The organism is Pseudomonas wuhanensis, assembly GCF_030687395.1.
Lineage (GTDB): Bacteria > Pseudomonadota > Gammaproteobacteria > Pseudomonadales > Pseudomonadaceae > Aquipseudomonas > Aquipseudomonas wuhanensis.
This window is the reverse complement of record NZ_CP117430.1, coordinates 4649112-4665601: the sequence shown is the minus strand read 5'-3', so window position 1 is coordinate 4665601 and position 16490 is coordinate 4649112. Positions and strand designations below refer to the sequence as shown.

General features: G+C 59.8%; 18 protein-coding genes. 7 read left to right on the top strand and 11 right to left on the bottom strand.

Going from position 1 to position 16490, the window contains the following annotated elements:
* Positions 1-70: 70 nt before the first annotated feature.
* From PSH88_RS21485 to PSH88_RS21465, 5 genes are all read left to right on the top strand, one after another.
* A complete protein-coding gene (locus tag PSH88_RS21485; RefSeq protein ID WP_305483366.1) occupies positions 71-1222 on the top strand; it encodes a TDT family transporter in 1152 nt (383 codons plus the stop codon).
* A gap of 98 nt (positions 1223-1320) precedes the next feature.
* Positions 1321-3195 (top strand): MFS transporter, encoded by a 1875-nt coding sequence (locus PSH88_RS21480; RefSeq protein WP_305422510.1) that lies wholly within the window; start codon positions 1321-1323, stop codon positions 3193-3195.
* Between the two features lie 152 nt (positions 3196-3347).
* The gene (locus tag PSH88_RS21475) at positions 3348-3833 is read left to right on the top strand and encodes a GNAT family N-acetyltransferase (RefSeq protein ID WP_305422509.1); all 486 of its coding nucleotides are present in this window, start codon (positions 3348-3350) and stop codon (positions 3831-3833) included.
* A gap of 143 nt (positions 3834-3976) precedes the next feature.
* Positions 3977-5389 (top strand): aspartate aminotransferase family protein, encoded by a 1413-nt coding sequence (locus PSH88_RS21470; protein ID WP_305422507.1) that lies wholly within the window; start codon positions 3977-3979, stop codon positions 5387-5389.
* 81 nt (positions 5390-5470) lie between these two features.
* Positions 5471-5698: an MbtH family protein gene (locus PSH88_RS21465; protein WP_007934245.1), complete on the top strand. Its 228-nt coding sequence runs from the start codon at positions 5471-5473 to the stop codon at positions 5696-5698.
* A gap of 247 nt (positions 5699-5945) precedes the next feature.
* Here the strand turns inward: PSH88_RS21465 and PSH88_RS21460 are convergent, their stop codons facing one another.
* The 8 genes from PSH88_RS21460 to PSH88_RS21425 are packed head-to-tail and all read right to left on the bottom strand — an operon-like array spanning position 5946 to position 12173.
* Entirely contained in the window at positions 5946-6917 is a 972-nt protein-coding gene (locus PSH88_RS21460; RefSeq protein ID WP_305422505.1) for a metal ABC transporter substrate-binding protein, read from the bottom strand.
* Positions 6918-7817 (bottom strand): metal ABC transporter permease, encoded by a 900-nt coding sequence (locus PSH88_RS21455; protein ID WP_007906536.1) that lies wholly within the window; start codon positions 7815-7817, stop codon positions 6918-6920.
* Entirely contained in the window at positions 7817-8566 is a 750-nt protein-coding gene (locus PSH88_RS21450) for a metal ABC transporter ATP-binding protein (protein ID WP_305422504.1), read from the bottom strand. The genes PSH88_RS21455 and PSH88_RS21450 overlap by 1 nt, the downstream gene beginning before the upstream one ends.
* Complete coding sequence (locus PSH88_RS21445) at positions 8563-9492, bottom strand: metal ABC transporter substrate-binding protein (protein WP_305422503.1); 930 nt, start codon at positions 9490-9492, stop codon at positions 8563-8565. Before PSH88_RS21445 ends, PSH88_RS21450 begins: the two co-directional genes overlap by 4 nt.
* Positions 9493-9527: 35 nt before the next feature.
* On the bottom strand, positions 9528-10103 hold the full coding sequence (locus PSH88_RS21440; RefSeq protein WP_305427037.1) for a DUF6162 family protein: 576 nt from the start codon (positions 10101-10103) through the stop codon (positions 9528-9530).
* A gap of 8 nt (positions 10104-10111) precedes the next feature.
* Positions 10112-10432, bottom strand: a complete 321-nt coding sequence (locus tag PSH88_RS21435; RefSeq protein WP_305422502.1) for a hypothetical protein — start codon at positions 10430-10432, stop codon at positions 10112-10114.
* Positions 10429-10971, bottom strand: a complete 543-nt coding sequence (locus PSH88_RS21430; protein WP_305422501.1) for a thiamine pyrophosphate-binding protein — start codon at positions 10969-10971, stop codon at positions 10429-10431. The genes PSH88_RS21435 and PSH88_RS21430 overlap by 4 nt, the downstream gene beginning before the upstream one ends.
* Positions 10968-12173 (bottom strand): PepSY-associated TM helix domain-containing protein, encoded by a 1206-nt coding sequence (locus PSH88_RS21425; protein ID WP_305422500.1) that lies wholly within the window; start codon positions 12171-12173, stop codon positions 10968-10970. Before PSH88_RS21425 ends, PSH88_RS21430 begins: the two co-directional genes overlap by 4 nt.
* 280 nt (positions 12174-12453) lie before the next feature.
* Here PSH88_RS21425 and PSH88_RS21420 point away from each other — a divergent pair, with 280 nt between their 5' ends.
* Positions 12454-13755, top strand: coding sequence for a transposase (locus PSH88_RS21420; RefSeq protein ID WP_305422499.1), 1302 nt, complete (start codon positions 12454-12456; stop codon positions 13753-13755).
* 139 nt (positions 13756-13894) lie between these two features.
* On the opposite strand, the gene PSH88_RS21415 is transcribed toward PSH88_RS21420, so the two are convergent.
* Together PSH88_RS21415 and soxR are read right to left on the bottom strand one after the other, a co-directional pair.
* Positions 13895-14353, bottom strand: a complete 459-nt coding sequence (locus PSH88_RS21415; RefSeq protein ID WP_305422498.1) for a VOC family protein — start codon at positions 14351-14353, stop codon at positions 13895-13897.
* A 122-nt stretch (positions 14354-14475) separates the two neighbouring features.
* Entirely contained in the window at positions 14476-14925 is a 450-nt protein-coding gene (soxR, locus tag PSH88_RS21410; RefSeq protein WP_305422497.1) for a redox-sensitive transcriptional activator SoxR, read from the bottom strand.
* Between the two features lie 94 nt (positions 14926-15019).
* Between soxR and PSH88_RS21405 the strand changes: the two genes are divergently transcribed.
* On the top strand, positions 15020-15385 hold the full coding sequence (locus tag PSH88_RS21405) for an antibiotic biosynthesis monooxygenase (protein ID WP_038982293.1): 366 nt from the start codon (positions 15020-15022) through the stop codon (positions 15383-15385).
* On the opposite strand, the gene PSH88_RS21400 is transcribed toward PSH88_RS21405, so the two are convergent.
* Positions 15382-16485, bottom strand: coding sequence for a sigma-54 interaction domain-containing protein (locus PSH88_RS21400; RefSeq protein ID WP_305422496.1), 1104 nt, complete (start codon positions 16483-16485; stop codon positions 15382-15384). The genes PSH88_RS21405 and PSH88_RS21400 overlap by 4 nt on opposite strands.
* Positions 16486-16490: the final 5 nt, after the last annotated feature.

Here is a 16490-nt window from a genome sequence, read left to right as displayed (position 1 = left end):
TACCCGTTATATCGATATTCGATTCAGATCTACCATGAGCTCCCACCTCACCAGAGGACAGGAGTTCACCATGACCTGCACCCATAGCGTTAAACCCGGTATCAAACCGCTCAGTCATTTGCAGCATCCACGAGAGGCCATCCGCCAATTCACCCCCAACTGGTTCGCGGCGACCATGGGCACTGGTGTATTGGCGCTGGCGCTTGCGCAATTGCCGGTGTCGAGTCCCGGTCTGCACGCGTTTGCCGAAGGCCTGTGGCTGTTCAATATCGCCTTGTTTGTCTTGTTCACAGCCCTGTATGCCGCGCGTTGGGTGATGTTCTTCGACGAGGCGCGGCGGATTTTCGGTCATTCCACGGTTTCGATGTTTTTCGGCACCATCCCCATGGGCCTTGCGACCATCATCAATGGCTTTCTGCTGTTCGGTTTGCGGCGCTGGGGCGACGGTGTGATTCATCTCGCCGAAGTGCTGTGGTGGCTGGACGTGGCGATGTCGCTGGCCTGCGGTGTATTGATTCCCTACATGATGTTCACCCGCCAAGAGCACAGCATCGACCAGATGACCGCCGTCTGGCTGTTGCCAGTGGTGGCGGCGGAAGTGGCGGCTGCCAGCGGTGGCTTGCTGGCGCCGCACCTGGCCGATGTTCATTCGCAACTGGTGGTGTTGGTGACTAGCTACGTGCTCTGGGCGTTTTCCCTACCGGTAGCGTTCAGCATTCTGACTATCCTGTTGTTGCGCATGGCGTTGCATAAATTGCCCCATGAAAATATGGCTGCTTCGAGCTGGCTGGCCCTGGGGCCGATTGGCACGGGTGCGCTGGGCATGTTGCTGTTGGGCGCCGACGCGCCAGCGATCTTTGCCGCCAATGGTCTGCCGGGTATCGGCGAGATTGCCGCAGGGCTTGGCTTGGTGGCTGGCATTACGCTGTGGGGCTTCGGGCTCTGGTGGATGCTGGTGGCGTTGTTGATCACCGTGCGTTATTTGCGCGCTGGTATCCCGTTCAACCTCGGCTGGTGGGGCTTCACTTTCCCGCTGGGTGTCTACTCCCTGGCTACGCTGAAACTGGCCAGCACCTTGAACCTGATGTTTTTCAGTGCCTTTGGTTGCGTGTTGGTCGCGTTGCTGGCGGTGATGTGGCTGATTGTCGCCAACCGTACGGTGCAAGGCGCGTGGCGGGGTGAGTTGTTCGTTTCGCCGTGCATTGCAGGATTAAAGAAATAACCTGTAAAGATTAGGTAATCTGTGGCCTGGATCGACGATCGACATTCCAATAACAGTATTCACGCCACTCTTTACCCAACATCAGGGACACATGGAAGATGAGCCACCCCTCACAGTTCACCTTGCTTCGTACTCGGCGCTTCCTGCCTTTTTTTGTCACGCAGTCCCTTGGGGCCTTTAATGACAACATCTTCAAGCAGTCGCTGATCCTCGCCATTTTGTACAAGCTGACCATCGAGGGTGACCGTTCGATCTGGGTCAACCTGTGTGCGTTGCTGTTTATCCTGCCGTTCTTCCTGTTCTCGGCCCTGGCCGGGCAATTCGGGGAAAAGTTCGCCAAGGACGCACTGATCCGTCTGATCAAGCTCGGCGAAATCGTCATCATGGCGGTGGGTGCGGTCGGTTTCATGTTCGATCACCTGTCACTGATGCTGGTCGCGTTGTTTGCCATGGGCACCCACTCGGCGCTGTTCGGGCCGGTGAAGTACTCGATCCTGCCGCAGGCCTTGCGCGAAGAGGAACTGGTGGGCGGCAATGGTCTGGTGGAAATGGGCACCTTCCTGGCGATTCTCGCCGGGACGATTGGTGCCGGGATCATGATGTCCATCAGCAACTACGCGCCGGTGGTATCGACAGCAATCATCGGTATCGCGGTGCTCGGTTACCTGGCCAGCCGCAACATTCCCCGGGCCGCGGCGGCATCGCCGGAAATGCGTTTGAACTGGAACATCTTCAGTCAGTCCTGGGCCACGTTGAGGCTGGGCTTGGGGCAAACCCCCGCGGTATCACGCTCGATTGTCGGCAACTCATGGTTCTGGTTTGTCGGGGCGATTTATTTGACGCAAATCCCGGCGTATGCCAAGGAATGGATGCACGGCGACGAGACCGTGGTGACGCTGATTCTTACGGTGTTCTCAGTCGGGATCGCACTGGGGTCGATGCTCTGCGAAAAACTTTCCGGGCGCAAAGTCGAGATCGGTCTGGTGCCGTTTGGCTCGTTCGGTCTGACGGTGTTTGGCCTGTTGCTGTGGTGGCATTCCGGCGGGATACCGGACAGTGTTGATGGCCATGGCTGGATCGAAGTCCTTGGGTTCGGTTACGCCTGGCTGGTGTTGATCGACATCCTTGGGCTTGGTGTCTTCGGCGGTTTCTACATCGTGCCGCTGTATGCGCTGATCCAGTCGCGTACTGTCGAGAACGAGCGTGCGCGGGTGATCGCCGCCAACAACATTCTTAACGCCCTGTTCATGGTGGTCTCGGCGATTGTGTCGATCGTCTTGCTGAGCCTCGCCAAGCTGTCGATCCCGCAGCTGTTCCTGGTGGTGTCGCTGCTGAACATCGGCGTTAACGCTTATATCTTCAAAATCGTCCCCGAGTTCAGCATGCGCTTCATGATCTGGCTGCTCGGCCATTCCATGTACCGTGTCGAGCATCGCAATCTGGAGCTGATTCCCGATGAAGGCGCAGCATTGCTGGTTTGCAACCATGTGTCGTTCGTCGATGCCTTGCTGATTGGCGGCGCAGTGCGTCGGCCGATTCGCTTTGTGATGTACTACAAAATCTACAACCTGCCGGTCCTGAACTTCATCTTTCGCACGGCGGGGACGATTCCGATTGCCGGGCGTCAGGAAGACATTCAAATCTACGAAAAAGCCTTCACCCGCATCGCCCAATACCTGAAGGACGGCGAACTGGTGTGCATTTTCCCTGAAGGCAAGTTGACCGCCGATGGCGAGATCAATGAATTCAAGGGCGGGCTGACGCGGATTCTCGAAGAAACGCCGGTGCCGGTAATTCCGCTGGCGTTGCAGGGGTTGTGGGGGAGTTTCTTCAGCCGTGATCCGGACAAGGGCGTGTTTCGCAGGCTGTGGTCGCGGGTGACCCTGGTGGCGGGCCCGGCGGTGGCCGTTGAAGTGGCTGAGCCGGCGACATTGCAAGGGTTGGTGGGGCAATTGCGTGGGGCCGTTAGATAGTCGGTGACTTTGTGGGCTTCTTCACGAGCAAGCCCACTCCCACATTTGTTCTGTGTTGCACACCAAATGTAACGTCTCGCCATTAGCCATCCGGTCCCCTCGGCGTTATCGTCCCCGGCAGCTTTGACTCAATGGATTGAGGTAACAGCGCCATGGATGCATCGATACACATCTGCAAGGCAACGCCCGCCGATGCCGGCATCATCAGCCGGATCGTCGAGCGTTCCATTCGCGTCGGCTGCGCGCTCGACCACCGCAACGATCCGCGAACCGTCGCCACCTGGACTCACAACAAAACCATCGAACACGTGCAGCCCTGGCTGACCGACCCACGGTTGTACCTGAACATCGCCCTGTTGCAGGACAAACCGATCGGCGCCGCCTTGGCGGCGATCAGCGGCAAAGTCGCGTTCTGTTATGTGCAACCGGAATGGTTTCGTCGAGGCGCCGGACAAGCGCTGATGCAGGACCTCGAGACGTGGTTGATCGCTCTGGGTTTGCCTCAGGCGCGGCTCAATAGCACCCGTACCGGCGAGGCGTTTTACCACCGTCTGGGTTACCGGGCTTGCGCTGAAACTTTCACCGTGGCGGGACTCCATGCCATTCCCATGCACAAGGCGCTGTCGCCACCTTCATAGAAAGCTGATCGAGGGTCTAAATCCTTGAGGTCCTGATGCGTTTCCAGAACAGGAAAACCTGCAAGTGCGCCCCGTGACCGGAACGCGCACCTGCCCGGTGTGCAGTTTTGGTCACTATCAACAGCGTATTGAGGGATCGAGAGATGTCAGTCGCTACCAGCCTTATCGAAGATCAGCCGGCCCGGATCGTCTCGGCGCCTGCCGAGACGCTTTATCAGTTCAACGAATCGCCGCTGCTGGCCCGTCAGAGCCGGCAGGAGTCGAATGCTCGCAGCTACCCGCGGCGTATTCCCCTGGCACTCAAGCGTGCCAAGGGCATTTATGTCGAGGACGTCGAAGGCCGCTGTTTCATCGATTGCCTGGCCGGTGCGGGGACGCTGGCCCTGGGGCACAACCATCCGGTGGTGATCGAAGCGATCCAGCAAGTACTGACCGATGAACTGCCGCTGCACACACTTGACCTGACCACGCCGGTCAAGGATCAGTTTGTTCAGGACCTGTTCGGTTTGCTGCCACAGGCATTGGCCGCTGAAGCGAAGATCCAGTTCTGTGGCCCCACCGGTACCGATGCGGTGGAAGCCGCTCTGAAACTGGTGCGCACCGCCACCGGGCGCAGCACGGTTTTGTCGTTCCAGGGCGGTTACCACGGCATGAGCCAGGGCGCGCTGAGCCTGATGGGCAGTCTGGGGCCGAAAAAGCCGTTGGGTGCCTTGCTCAGTAGTGGCGTGCAGTTCATGCCGTATCCCTACGATTACCGTTGCCCGTTCGGGCTCGGCGGCGCGCAGGGGGTGCAGGTCAATCTGAATTACCTGGAAAACCTGCTGAATGATCCAGAGGCCGGCGTGCAACTGCCTGCTGCGGTGATCGTCGAAGCGGTGCAGGGCGAGGGCGGGGTGATTCCGGCTGATCTCGATTGGCTGCGCGGCTTGCGACGCATCACCGAAAAGGCCGGCGTAGCGCTGATCGTCGATGAAATCCAGAGCGGTTTTGCCCGCACCGGCAAGATGTTCGCCTTCGAGCACGCCGGGATCATTCCGGACGTGGTGGTAATGTCCAAAGCCATCGGCGGCAGCCTGCCGCTGGCGGTGGTGGTCTATCGCGACTGGCTCGACACCTGGCTGCCGGGCGCCCATGCCGGGACTTTCCGCGGTAATCAGATGGCCATGGCCGCAGGCTCTGCAGTGATGCGCTACCTGACAGAGCACAAGGTTTGCGAGCATGCCGCCGTCATGGGCGAACGCTTGAGTGAACACTTGCACATCCTGCAACGGGACTTCCCGCAACTGGGCGACATTCGCGGACGCGGCTTGATGCTGGGCGTCGAACTGGTCGACCCGACCGGCGCGCCGGACGCTCAGGGCCATCCACCGATATTCGCTCGTCTGGCGCCGCTGGTGCAGCGCGAATGCCTCAAGCGTGGGTTGATCCTTGAGCTGGGCGGGCGTCACGGCGGTGTCGTGCGTTTCCTGCCGCCGCTGGTGATCACTGCCACAGAAATCGATCGGGTGGCCGAGATTTTCGGCAGAGCCATGGCCGCCGCCACCGCCAGCCTCTAAATTTTTTGAGGCCTTGAACGTTCCTTCTACATAACGGCTGCGCACGGCGTGCAGCCCACCCTACAGCGATGGAGAGACAGCATGACGTCAGTATTCGACCGCGAGGACATCCTCTTTCAGGTCGTGGTCAACCACGAAGAGCAATACTCGATCTGGCCCGACTACAAAGCCGTGCCACAAGGCTGGCGCACCGTGGGCAAGAGTGGCCTGAAAAAGGAATGCCTGGCCTACATCGAAGAGGTCTGGACCGACATGCGTCCGCTGAGCCTGCGCCAGAAAATGGAAGAGCAGGCGGCCGTGGCTCACTGAGCTGTCAAGTGAGACGCGGAGCGTCTCTGGCTGCATTCCCACGCAGAGCTTGGGAACGAAAGCCCGCTGACCGGTGACGGTCAGCGGGCTTTTTCAGGCCTGGAGGTTTATGTCGCCTGTCAGACCGTCATCGCGGGCAAGCCCGCTCCCACAGTGGATTGGTGTTGTTGCATAAATAGAGTGAACACCACAAATCCCTGTGGGAGCGGGCTTGCCCGCGATGAACGATTACACGGTTCAACTGACGTTACACCCCGCTCAACCCCTTGATCACCAAATCCACATTCCCTTCCAATTCGGCCACTGGATCTGCCGCATCGACAGTTAACACCACCAACCGACTGCCAGCCTCGGCAATCAGCGCTTTCACCGCGTCCGACGGCTGGCGATGATGCAGCACCACCGCTACGTCATTGTCCTTGAGCGTTGCGCCCAATTGCTTGAGCGCCTCAGGTGTCCACTCGGCATCCGGCCGTGCATCGAGGCCGATCAGCTCCAGGTTGAGGCCGCCGATCAGGTAACCGAAATGATCGCTCAAGCTCATCACACTCAGGTTGTCGGCACTGGCCAGTCGTGACTCGCTGTCGGCGCTGAGCTTGAGCAAGCGTTGTTTGAGCGCTGCCAGATTGGCGTCGATCTTAGGCTTGGCCGCTGGCGCCAGGCGCACCAGGTCTGCCGCCATGACATCCGCCATCCGGCCCATGTTGTTGCTGGCCAACCAAGGCTGACTGTTCAAGCCATCGACCTTGCTGCCAGGCTGCACGGCGATGCCAGGCAGGGCGCCGTCCACCGGGCGGGCGGCGTCGATTTCAATGATGCGGATATTGCTGCGGCGGGCGTTCGGGTACAGCGGATCGTCCGGCCATAGCGAGCGCAGGCCGATGACCGCATCGGCATCGATTGCCAGCTTACTGAGCGCCGGAGCGCCTCGACCGGTGAAATAAGCGGTCTGTCGGCTGCCGGGCAGATTGGCCGGCGCGGCGCGCTCAAGGCTGATATCGGTGCCCTCCAGTAGCAGGGCACCCAGACCGTAGGTCACAGGCAACGCCGCCAGAACCAGCACTTTGTGAGTTGAAGTCGAGGCGAAGAGCGCGGTGTTACCCACACCGTGATTGGCCACCAGGCGCATCGGTTCGAAGGCGTCGGTGGCGAATGCGTTGAACGAGGCAGGCCCACACAAGGTCACCGCCAGGGTTAATTGACGCAGAGAAGAAGACATTTATCCGAGGTTCCCTTTCAGACTTGGAACGATGCCGCGAGCAATCGCGGCCAGAGCGAAGGCGATACCGGCCACCAGAATGATCGCGGCACCGGACGGGATAGGCAGGTCAAAGACAATCGGCGCGAGAATTCCGCACAGCGTGCTCACCGTGGCGATCAGCACCGAACACCAGAAGAAACCCTTCAGCGACTGGCTGAGCAAGCGCGCGGCCGCCGCTGGAATCACCAACAGGGCACCGACCAGAATCGCGCCGATGACTTTCACTGCCGCCACCGTGATCAGGGTTACCAGGATCACGAACAAGTAATCCAGGGTCTTCACCGCCACACCGCGTACCGCCGCCAGTTGCGGGTTGAAACTGGCGAGCATGATGCGGTTGTACAACGGCAGGGCCAGCGCCATCACCAGCGAACCGACGATGGCCAACACCAGCAGGTCGTTGCCGTTGACCGTCAGCACCGAACCGAACAGCACGTTTTCCAGAATGTGCACGTTGATCTTGCCCGCCAGAATCAACAACAGGCTGGCGCCCAAGGCCAACGACACGGAAAGGAACACACCGATCAACGTGTCCGGCGCCAGCCCCGTGCGATTACGCAGATAGTTGAGCAGAATGCCGAACAGCAGGCAGTAACCGAACAGGCTGCCATAAGGCCCGGTGTAGGGTTCACCGAGCAGAATGCCGATGGCCACACCGGTCAGCGCCGCGTGGCCCACGGCTTCGGAGAAAAACGCGAAACGCTTGACCACCACCAGCGTACCCAAGCCGCCCAATACCGGGCCGATCAACAGCCCGGCGAGCAGCGCGTTGACCACAAATCCATAAGCCAGCGCTTCTGGCAGGTAACCGGACGAGGCCCAACCCTGGACCATCAAACGAAAGGCTTCGTAACTCATCAGGCAGCGCTCCGGGGATGGGTCGAGAACAGGGTCAGCAGTCGCTCCGGGGTCAGTGCCTGTTTCGGCGTGGCATCGAACAGCACCCGGCGATTGAGCCCGGTGACCCGGTCCGCCAGTCGCCCGACCGCTTCCAGATCATGCTCGATCCACAGCACGGTAATGCCGCTTTGGCGCCAGTCGCCCAGTAGCCGTTCGAACACCTGAATGCCGGCCTCATCGAGGGCCGACATCGGTTCGTCGAGCACCAGCAACTGTGGCGCCGGAATCAGTCCTTGGGCCAACAAAACGCGCTGGCGCTCACCGCCGGACAACGCGCCCATACGCCGCTTGCGTTTGTCCTGCATACCGACCCGTTCCAGCGCTTCGCCGATGGCCACCGCGTAATGTTTGCTCAACCCGAGGAACGCCGGGCGCCGCTGGCACATGGCGGCCATGAAGTCATCGACAGTCATCGGTAAACCGCGATCGAATTCCAGGGCCTGAGGCACGTAGCCGATGGTCCCCGGATCGCCAGGCCATTGCAGGCTGAGGCGGCCTTGATGCGGCATTTGCCCCAGCAGGGTCTTGATCAGCGAACTCTTGCCGCCACCGTTGGGGCCGACCAGTGCATGCACGCTGCCGGGCTGGACTTGAAAGCTCACCTTGTCGAGGATCGTTGTCCGGCCCAGCGTCAGGCTGACTTCGGCGAAATCCAGCGTCGGCCCCGAAACCACAGGGGATTCAGTGATGGTTTCTTTAGCCGTCATGCGCCTGACTCCTGAATCGCCCGGACGACAGTGTTGAGGTTGCCGGTCATTTCTTTTTCGTACTTGTCGGCGGTGTATTCGCCATAGGAAATGTGCGACAGCGGGTACAGCTTCACCCCGGATTCACGCTGGATGGTCTCGACGTAGGTGGATGGGAAATCCACCTCCGAGAAGATCACTTTCACGTCCAGCTCCCGCAGTTGATCGATGGTCTTTTTCAGCTGGCTGGGGCTCGGTTCGATGCCGTGGGCCGGCTCGACCACGGCGGTCACTTCCAGGCCAAACTCGCGCAGCAAATAGTCGTAGGCGGCATGGACGGTGGCCACGCGCAACTCGGCGTTCGGCGCCTGGGTCAGTTTTGCCAGGGCGTCGGCGCGCATCTGCCGCAGGCGTTTGCCGTAGGCGCGGGCGTTCTGGGTGTAGGTTTTGGCGTTGGTCGGGTCGAGCTTGCCCAGTTCCCGGGCGATGTTGTTGACCTGGGCAATGGAAGCGCTGATCGACAGGAATGTGTGCGGATTGACCACCTTGCCGGCACCCCGGGCAGCGACGCCGGTGGCGGCCAGCAGGGGCACGTTTTCGTTGGCTTCGATCACCTTGATGTTCGGGGTTTCGCTGGCGGCGATCATGCGGTCGGCGAAGTCGTCATGGCCCACGCCGTTGAGCACGACCACGTCCAGCCCGCCGATGCGTTTGATGTCCTCGGCCCGAGGTTCGTAGGCATGAGGGTTGAAACCGGCCGGGATCAGCGGCACCACTTCGGCCTTGTCACCAACGATGTTGGCCACGTAACTGTAATAAGGATGCAAGGTGATGCCGATGCGCAGGCGCTTGGCTTCATCGGCACTGGCCAAAGGTGTCAGCAAACAGGCAAACAGGCCGACCAGCAGCAGGCGAAAAAAGCAATGACGTTGAGATGAACTGGGCATGGGAAAGCGGTCTTCTCTCGGGTGAAGGCGAGGATTCAATGCCGATGCTGGCGGGTGACCCCAGCATCGAATTGCGCGACGATCTGCTGCCAGCCGGCGCCGTTGAGCGCCGCGTCGGTGAGATCGTTCGGGACGGGGAGGGCGCTGCCGCGGTTGAGCCAGATGTCTGGCGCGGAGTCGTCTTCAGCGGTCAAACGCATCAAAAACGAGCCGGCGACGGTTGGGGTCTGGCTCTGGCCGAAGTACGCCTTGGCGTCCAGCAACTGCCACGCATGGCCGCCGCGGCTGACAGAACTGGCGTCCTGGGCAAACGGCGCAAAGCCTTCATCGGCGAGGGTGGTGGGTGTGGGCAACGCTTGCTGTTCCTGACGCAACAGATGAATTTCATCCAGCGTGACCCGCAGGTCGGCGTAGATACCTTGCTCGGATGCGCTCAGATCACGACGGGCGTCCAGCTGATGGCTGCCCACGATGCTCACTTCCTGAGCCTCACCACGCCAGGCGACCACCGAGCCGGCAACCGCCAGGATCATCAGGCACAACAGCAATACATAGAGGGTTTCGTGGCCGGCACCGGCCGGGCGAACAACTTGGGTGGTGGGCGACGTCATACTCACGTTCAGGGCGCCTCGATGTCGGCTTGGTCGATCTCGACGACATGGCCGGGACCGGCGTCGAACAGCACGTAGAACTCAGCGCCGGGCTTCTTGAACGTCAGGGTCGAATCGCTGCCGAGCTTGCCAGGCACCAGGATGGTTTCGTCGTAGCCGATTACGTCCAGGGTTACACCTGGTGCGCCGCTGCCGTCGGAAAAACCGCCGGTGCATTGAATCTGTTCGGCGTCGATGGCCTTGCATTCGCACATCGGGTTATGGGCCAGGGCGCTGGTGCTGAAGGCTGCGCAGCACATCAATAGAACGGGGCGAAAAGCGTTGATCATGGTTTGCCTCCTTGTTTGTTCAGCCATGCGAGGGTGGCCGGGGACGCCTGGCTCAGGGGGATGGATGCTTGATGCATGGCACCGTCCCAGCCTTCCATGGTGATCCACAGTTCGGCATCGGCTTTGGTCTTCTCAGGCACTAGCAGCATCGCGCCCATGCGGTACGGCGTACCGAAGAAAATCGCCCCGGCCGCGCGCAGGCTGCGAGGTTTGCCGATGCGCAGGTAAGTCGCCTTGACCTGATCGCGACAGCGCTCGCACAGCGCTGCGTTAAAGCCTTTCATGTAGCCGGCGGGGCCGGTCAGCCGCGGCGCTTCGTTGCGCAGTTCGGCCAGTTGCAGGCTCCAGGGGCCGACCTGGATTTCGCCGATCTCCCGTTCTCCCAGTCCGCTGTCGCCGCGAAACAGCGAGGCGTCGGCAAAGTATTTGGGCATGAAGCCCAGAGGGATCAGCAGCAAGAAAATGTTGATGTGAAAGCGCCATTTGCGCCAGAGCAGGCTCGCCCGGGAAGGCTGCGGTGCAGTGATCGTCTTGCTCACAGGTTGCCCTCCGGAGTCTGTTGGTTCATGACCGTTTGCGGTCTCGACACCGGGCGCGGGGCCTTGTTGCTGCGCTTGAACGCATTGGCGGTGGCCAGGGCGGTGCGTTTGGTCCAGATCAGCAACCCGCTGAGCACCATCATGCTCAGCAGCAAACCGAAGAAAAACCAGATCAGCTTGATCCAGATCCCGCCAAAATCACCGGTGTGCAATGGACGCATCGACTCGGTCACGAACTCCAGGCCGGTGCGATCGGTCAGCAACCGCGTGCTGGCAATATCGCCGTTGTACGGGTTGACCTCGGCCGTCTGGAACATCAGCGGATACCAGCTTCGACCGCCCACTGAGAGGTGGCTGTAGGCGTTGCTCGGCAGGGTGACAAAACTGGCGTCAAGTCCGGGGATTTGCTCCTGAGCGACCTTGATGGCCTGTTCCAGACTGATCATCGGAGCCGGTTTGCCGGTGCTGGTCAACGGCACGCTTTCGCGCGAGACGACCGACACCACCGGTTCTGTGGTAATCGAAATCTGGTTGTCGAACAGAATCGCCTTGATCAGGAACCAGACACCGGTGATTGAGATCACCGCGATGAACCAGATCGACCAGATGCCGCTGAGCCGGTGAAAGTCGCCCCAGAAAATCCGCGCGCCATGGCGAATGCGCAGGGTCGGTCGGAAGAAGCCTTTCCAGAACCGTTTGTAGACCACCAGCCCGGTCACCAGCGACGCCAGCATCGGTAGCGCGAGAAACGACACCAGATACCAGCCCCAGCTGTAGCCGTTGGTGAACGGCACTAGCCACCAGCCATGCAGTGCGCGGGTGAATGCCTTGAAGTTGAATGGTGGAGCGGTGCCCTGGATCACCCCGCTGTAGGGGTTCACATACACTGTCACCGAGCGTCCGTCCGGGTAACTGACGTCCACGTCGAGGGCGAAATGCGACTCGTCGGGGCGACTGATGCCCTCGACCAGCGTCTGGGGCTCGGCCTTTTTGATGGCGGCAATGATCTCGTCATAGTTGAGCCGCGGCGCATCGTCCGAAGGCGGGCTGGCACGCATTTGCGGGTTGGCCAGCCAGATGATTTCCTGACTGACCACCGCCAGCGTGCCGGTCACACAGACGATCAATACAAAGAACCAGATGGGCAGCGCCAGCCAGCTATGGACCAGAAACCAGAGTTTTGAACGGGATTTCTTCGACATGATTAACGGTCTTGTTTCGATGAGAGGACCACTGCTGCGGGCTTCCCAGCGTTGCGGTCCATGAAAAGTCCGGCCGTGGCTTTTGCCTGCGCGACCGACTGCATCTAAATAAGACGTATGAGCATCGAAAATCCCGAAAGGGGATATGAAAGTAAATGTTTCGTGTTTCTGCCCTGAGTGGGAGCAGTCAGCATTGATGTTGAATGTGATGGCCCCATCGCGGCATAGGTATCTACACATCTCCCGATCCTGGTCTATAAAGGGACGGCATGGATATCAAATGACCGGGCTAGATGCCCGACTGACAAAACGATACGACGAGTTAGTCATGGGACACAGTAATGGACTACCGGCGCTGGCCGCCGGGATGAAAGCCTTGCCGCGAAGCGACAAGGCTTTTGCACAGACGCAAGCCCTTTGGCGATTTTTGAGCAATGACCGGGTTCGGCCCGTTGACCTGGTTAAACCGCTGCTGGCGTTAGCCCACGAGGGTTGTCGAGATGACTGCGATGATTACGCGCTGGTCATGCATGATTGGTCTCGGCTCAATTACATGCACCACCACAGCAAGGCTGATCGCCTGCAAATGACCCACCGGGGCGACATCGGTTACGAGCTGCAAAGCAGCCTGCTCGTCACGGATCGTGACGGTGCACCGATCTGTACTCCTGCTCAGAATCTAGCGACCAGGGACGGCGTGCTCAGCACGCGAGCCGAAGAAGTGCTGGCCCCTGAGAAGCATCTGCATGAACTGACACAACGTATCACTTGGCTGGAACAGCAGAATTTTGCCAAGCCGCTTGTCCATATCGTGGATCGAGAGGCTGATTCGGTCGCTCACCTGAGGCAATGGCAGGCCGAAGGTCGGCAATGGCTGGTGCGAGTCAAGGCCGGTTCCACGGCCAGTCATGCAGGTCAATCGAGGGCCCTGAGTCAAATTGCTCGCGAGATGACCTACCGCAAAACTCGCAAGGTGGACTACAAAGGAAAACCGGCCATTCAATGGGTGGGAGAAACCGCCGTCGTGCTGACTCGCCAAGCCCAGCCTTTCACCAAAGACAGGGCCGACCGCAAGACGCTGCGCAAGTCTGGTGAGCCGTTGCCGGCCCGGCTCGTCGTGAGCCGAATACTGGGAGCCGATGGTCACCTGCTGGCCGAATGGTATTTGCTGAGCAACCTTGAGCAAGAGGTCGCAGATGAACGATTGGCGCTCTGGTATTACTGGCGCTGGCGTATCGAGTCCTACTTCAAACTGCTTAAAGGGGGTGGGCATCAGCTGGAAAACTGGCAGCAAGAGAGCGGTGAAGCGGTGTTCAAACGGCTGTTGATCGCCAGTCAGGCATGTGCTGTCAGTTGGCGTCTGATGCGGGCTAAGGGGGAGTTTGCTGAGCAAACACGGGATTTTTTGGTCCGTCTGTCTGGTCGACAGATGAAGCGCTCGCAGCCGGTGACGGCTTCCGCGCTGCTGGCCGGTTTATACATGCTTTTGGCCATGTGCGAGACATTGGAGCAATACACGCCCCAGGAACTGGCGGGTTTTGCTAAAGAGGCCATCGGCTGGGTGGCCAGCCGAAGACTTTAGAGATGTGTAGATACCTATGCCCATCGCGGGCAAGCCCGCTCCCACAGGATTTGTGTGTTGAACACATTATCTGTGAACAACAGAGATCCCTGTGGGAGCGGGCTTGCCCGCGATGAGGCCGGATCAGGCACTGAAGATCTCAACCCTGCTTAAACATCTCCTTCGCCCGCTGTTCAATCTGCTCCTGAGTCAGATCCTCTTTACGCGTGGACAAAAACCACAGATGCCCATAAGGGTCCTTCAAAGTCCCCGAACGGTCGCCATAAAACTGATCCTTGACCTCGGACACCTGCGTGGCACCGGCATCGATTGCCTGTTTAAAGGACTTGTCTACATCGTTCACATACAGATGCAGCCCGACTGACGGCGAGTTGTCCGGGTTGCTCAATGGACCCTGGTCGCAGGGTGTGCCCAGCATGATCGGGCAGTCGCCGATACGCAGTTCGGCATGCCCGATGCCGCCATCGGGCATGGACAGGCGCATGACTTCGGTGGCGCCAAAGGCTTTCTTGTAGAAGTCGATAGCTTCGGCAGCTTTCTGAATGCCCAGATAAGGAGTGATGCTGTGATAACCCTCTGGAATAGGTTTTACGCTCATGACGGTTCTCCTTTTGTTATGGGGTTAAGGTGTTCCTTCGCCGATTTTCGGTCGAAATACTATAGGTCAGCCCCTTCCCCGCAACCGAGTGCCCGACGAGCAGCAGTGCCACTGTTCAGCGATCATGACAGCAACTGCGCCCCCGGCCCACGCTCCCCCAACACATCACCAAAGTTACGCAGCGGACACGCCTCCATCGACAAACATCCACACCCGATACACCCATTGAGCTTGTCCCGCAGCAGGGTCAGCTGATTGATCCGCTCATCCAGATCCCGGCTCCACTGCGCCGACAACACCTTCCAGTCTGCTGCTGTCGGCGCACGGTTGTCCGGCAGGGATTTCAACGCCTCGCCGATCTCCGCGAGCGGAATCCCCAGGCGCTGGGCCACTTTGATCAGCGCCACTCGGCGCAACACTTCCCGCGGATAACGCCGCTGATTGCCTTGATTGCGATTGCTTTTGATCAGGCCTTTGGATTCATAGAAATGCAGCGCCGTGACCGCCACACCACTGCGGGCGGCCACTTGGCCGACGGTCAGCTCTTTATGCAGGTTTTGCGAGGTGATCATTTAAAAGATGCCCCTTGACCTCTAGTTAGCTCGAGGTTTTACCCTGCAGGCCTTCGGATCGCAAGATCCGGCTTACAGTGAGTGGGGACTATTCATGCACGCGCCAGAGAAAAATCGCAGCTTCACCCAACTGATCGAATTCGAGATCGAACCCCGTCAGCAGGCCGCGCTGGTGTCGGCACTGTCGGCGCACACTGAACGTCTGGCCCAAGGCTACCCAGGTTTCTTGAGTGCCAACATCCAGGCCAGCGACGATGGCCGGCGGGTGCTCAACTACCTGCAATGGCAATCCCGCGAAGCCGGAGAAGCTGCCTTTCAGAGCTTCGAAAGCGGCGAGCAGGATTTCTGGCAGCTGATTCGCGCCCATCGGGCGAAAACCGTCACCTTCGGCTCATTTCAGGTGCTGCATAGCCTGGCGCTTAGCCACGACAACGCATTGCACTGCACGCTGATCGGCTAGATCGACAACTGCATCAATCGCTCACCCTGCAGGTTCTCCGTGGGTCGGCGTTTATTCACCGCCAATTCGCCGATCTTGATCAGCCGAGTGCGGGTTACGTTGCGGCTCAGCCCCAGCAGGGCAGCGGTGTGCACCTGGTTGTAATGGCTGAAGCGATAGGCTGCCCGCAACAGCGCATCTTCGACTTTCTCGTGCAGCGCGCCGGCCTGTTCCTCGAAGAGCTTTTGAAAGGCCCGATCGAGCAAGGCTTCCGGTGAGTCGTCGACGTTGGCGTGGTGGTCGTCCTGACGCTCGATGCGCATGTTCGACAAGCGCAAGTCATCGCGCTCGATCACACCATTGCGGCAGATCAACAGCGTGTGGTGAATGACGTTTTCCAGTTCGCGGATGTTGCCCGGCCAGCCGTAGCTGCGCAGTTTGTGTTCGGCCTCTTTGCTGATGGTGATGCTGCCGTAACCCAGGCGCTGGCTGTAGGCTTCGACGAAATGCCGGGTCAGCGGCAGGATGTCGCCGGGGCGCTCGCGCAATGGACTCAGTTCCAGACTGACCACGTCGAGGCGGTAATACAGGTCCTCGCGAAAGTGCCCGGCGTTGATGGCTTTCTCCAGTTGCACGTTGGTCGCCGCCAGCACGCGCACATCGATCGGAATGCTCTTGCGCGAACCCAGCCGCACCACTTCGCGCTCCTGCAACACCCGCAGCAATTTCACCTGAATCGCCATCGGCAGATCACCGATTTCGTCGAGGAACAAGGTGCCGCCATCGGCCTCTTCGAACCAGCCGGCCTTGGCACTCAGCGCGCCAGTGAAGGCACCTTTTTCATGGCCGAACAGCTCGGCCTCCACCAACGATTCGGAGAATGCGCCGCAATTCACCGCCACGAACGGCCGGTTGCGCCGGGCGCTGAGGTTGTGGATGTGCCGCGCCACCAGCTCCTTGCCGGTGCCGGTTTCGCCGATGATCAGCACGCTGGCCTCACTCGGCGCGACCTGCTGCAAGTGCGCGAGCAGGGCCTGGGATTTCGGGTCTTCGAACACCTGTGCCGTAGCGCGGATCGAGGTGGCCAACGCGGGTGAGGGCGGTAAGGTCAGCAGTTGCATGGGAC